A 1,607-nucleotide genomic window follows, 5' to 3' on the forward strand; every position below is an offset into this window, starting at 1 on the left:
CGAAGAAGTCGTCGTCCAGACCGACCCGGTCCAGACCAAGCACCTCGGCGAACACACCAGCCACGGCCTGCTCGATCGGCGTCGTCGGAGCACGGAACACCGCCGCCTCGAACACCGGCGCCGGCAACGCCTTACGGTCCAACTTGCCCGACGGATTCAACGGGAACGCCTCGAGCACCATGATCCGCTCGGGCACCATGTACGACGGCACCCGCCCGGCAACAAACCCGCGGACCTGTTCCGAATCCGTCGCCGCATCCGCGACGACATAGCCGACCAGGCGATCGGTGATCCCGTCGTTGTGCACCACGACCACCGACTGCGTGACGCCCTCGAACGCCAGCAGAGCAGCCTCGATCTCACCCAACTCGATACGCAGACCACGCAACTTCACCTGGAAATCGGTGCGCCCCAGGTAGTCGATTTCCCCGGCCGCGTTCCAGCGCACAAGGTCACCGGTGCGGTACATGCGGGCACCGGCACCGCCATACGGGTTGGTGACAAACCGGTCCGCGGTCAGGTCCGCGCGACCCAGATAACCGCGAGCCAACTGCACACCAGCCAGATACAACTCACCCGGCACACCCACCGGCACCGGCCGCAACCGGGCATCGAGCACGAACACCTCGGTGTTGAACACAGGCGCACCGATCGGCACACTCACCGTGTCCGCGTCGGTCACCTCATGGAAGGTCACATCGACCGCGGCCTCGGTCGGGCCATACAGGTTGTGCAACCCCGTGCCCGGAATCACCGTGCGCAGCCGCTGGGCCACATCACCGGTCAACGCCTCACCCGAAGCGAACACCCGAGTCACCGACGGCACCGAACCCGGCGCCACCGCACCAACAAACGCAGCCATCATCGACGGCACGAAATGCAGCGTCGTCACCGACTCCGCAGCGATCAGCCCGGCCAGATACACCGGATCCCGATGACCATCCGGCGCGGCAACCACCAGACGCGAACCAATACCCAACGCCCAGAACAACTCCCACACCGACACATCGAAAGTCACCGGCGTCTTCCACAACACCACATCCGAGCCATCCAACCCGTACGCGGACTGCATCCACTCCAGGCGATTCACAATGCCCGCGTGCGTCACCGCAACACCCTTCGGGCGACCCGTCGAACCCGACGTGTAAATCACATACGCCGTATTGGCCGCACGCAACGACGACGTCCGTTCCGCATCCGTCACCGGATCCGCGGAGTACGCCGACACATCGAGAGTGTCCAGGTGAAGGACAGACCTCTCCCCCGCGTCGAACTCATCCCGCTGCGTGGTCAGCACCGCCACCGGATCGGCCGAGTCGAGCACATACGCGATGCGATCGGCCGGATGATCCGGATCCACCGGCACATAGGCGCCACCCGCGGTCACGACTGCGTAGATGCTTACGAGCAGATCAGTACTGCGCCGCATCGCGACCGCAACACGCGACTCCGGCCCCACACCCATACCGATCAGGTGCCGCGCAAGACGATTCACCCGCGCCGAGAACTCGCCATACGAAACCGACTCACCCTCGAACACCACCGCGGTCGCGTCCGGGATCGCCGTGACGGCCCGCACGAAACGATCCAGCAACAGGCCGTCGAAC

1 pseudogene is annotated in these 1,607 nt (G+C 65.0%); it reads right to left on the minus strand.

Annotated features, from left to right (window positions below):
• A pseudogene (locus A8G08_RS24230) lies at nt 1–1,594 on the minus strand (amino acid adenylation domain-containing protein); the annotation flags it as partial.
• Nucleotides 1,595–1,607 lie beyond the last annotated feature (13 nt).

The sequence above is a fragment of the Aldersonia kunmingensis genome (assembly GCF_001646865.1).
Lineage (GTDB): Bacteria > Actinomycetota > Actinomycetes > Mycobacteriales > Mycobacteriaceae > Aldersonia > Aldersonia kunmingensis.